Raw genomic sequence first — 332 nt, 5'->3', positions numbered from 1 at the left:
GGCTGCTGTCAGCCATCGCAGAAGCCCTGGTCAGCCGCAGCCTGCGCCTGCACGACGCCCGGGTCGCCACTTTCGGCCAGCGCGTCGAAGACGTTTTCACCATCACCGATGCCCAGGGGCAGCGGCTGGACCGTGATGATAGCATGGTGCTGGTAGACGAGCGGCGGAAGAGACTGGATGTGGGGTGAAAGTGTGTAGTGTGAAGTGTGTAGTGTGTAGTGTGAAGTTTGATGTGTGTAGTGTGATGTGTGAAGTGTGAAGTGTGATGTGTGTTTTGTGTAGTGTGAAGGTTTTTGCGAGATCTTGTTGTTGGTGTTGTTGGTTTTGATTCT

General features: G+C 54.2%; 1 protein-coding gene. It reads left to right on the top strand.

Features of this window, described 5'->3' with window-relative positions; all coding sequences use genetic code 11:
- The coding region (locus ACEWQ0_RS00135; RefSeq protein ID WP_476484124.1) for a hypothetical protein at positions 1-188 on the top strand (188 nt) is incomplete at its 5' end.
- Positions 189-332 lie beyond the last annotated feature (144 nt).

The sequence above is a fragment of the Wenzhouxiangella sp. YN9 genome, assembly GCF_056324165.1.
This window is presented reverse-complemented; position numbering and strand designations above follow the sequence as displayed.